Origin of the sequence: Novosphingobium sp. ZW T3_23, from assembly GCF_044987305.1 — a bacterium.
Taxonomy (GTDB): Bacteria; Pseudomonadota; Alphaproteobacteria; order Sphingomonadales; family Sphingomonadaceae; genus Novosphingobium.
In genome coordinates this window covers 1-651 of the sequence record NZ_JBJDRF010000147.1, presented here as the reverse complement: position 1 = coordinate 651, position 651 = coordinate 1, and the positions used below count along the sequence as shown (strand labels likewise).

Genomic DNA, 651 nt, shown 5'->3' with positions numbered 1-651 from the left:
CATCGGCAAGCCCGGCCTTTGCGGCCTTCCTTTCCGCAGCGGTACTGAGCCGCGACAGGCCGACGATCTCGATCTTCGTCCCCTCGAAGCGACGGCGGAACGTTTCGAGATGCTGCCGCACGAGCACAGTGGTTGGCGCGGCGACCACGACCTGGAAGCCGGCCAGCGCGGCCAGTGCGGCGGCCCGCAGAGCGACTTCCGTCTTGCCGTAGCTCACGTCGCCGATGATCAGCCGGTCCATCGGTCGGCCGCTCGACAGATCGTCTCGGACGGCTGCGATGGCCCGGGCCTGGTCTGCCGTCTCGTTGAAGGGGAACCCGCCGGCGAAACGTTCGTAAGCGGCGGGGTCGGGTTCCATGACCGGCGCGGTCAGCGTCTCGCGCTCGCGCGCAAGCGTTGTCAGAGCCTTTGCGCTCTCCTCGATCGCGGCGTTTACCGTCGCACGGCGCTTCTGCCAGGACGAACCATCCAGCTTGTCGAAAGTCACGGCGTCGCCGTCGGCACCGTAGCGCCAGATACGGTCTGCCTCGTCGACGGATATCAGACGCCGGGCACCGCCCGCATATTCCAGCACGATTCTTTCGGTCGAAGGCTGGTCGCCGCTATCGCTGTCAGCCGGCGAAGATTCCAGCCCCTGGACGCGTGCGACGC

General features: G+C 67.1%; 1 protein-coding gene. It reads right to left on the bottom strand.

What is annotated here, in order from left to right:
* The coding region (locus ACI3K3_RS25740; protein ID WP_404918961.1) for a DEAD/DEAH box helicase at positions 1-651 on the bottom strand (651 nt) is incomplete at both ends.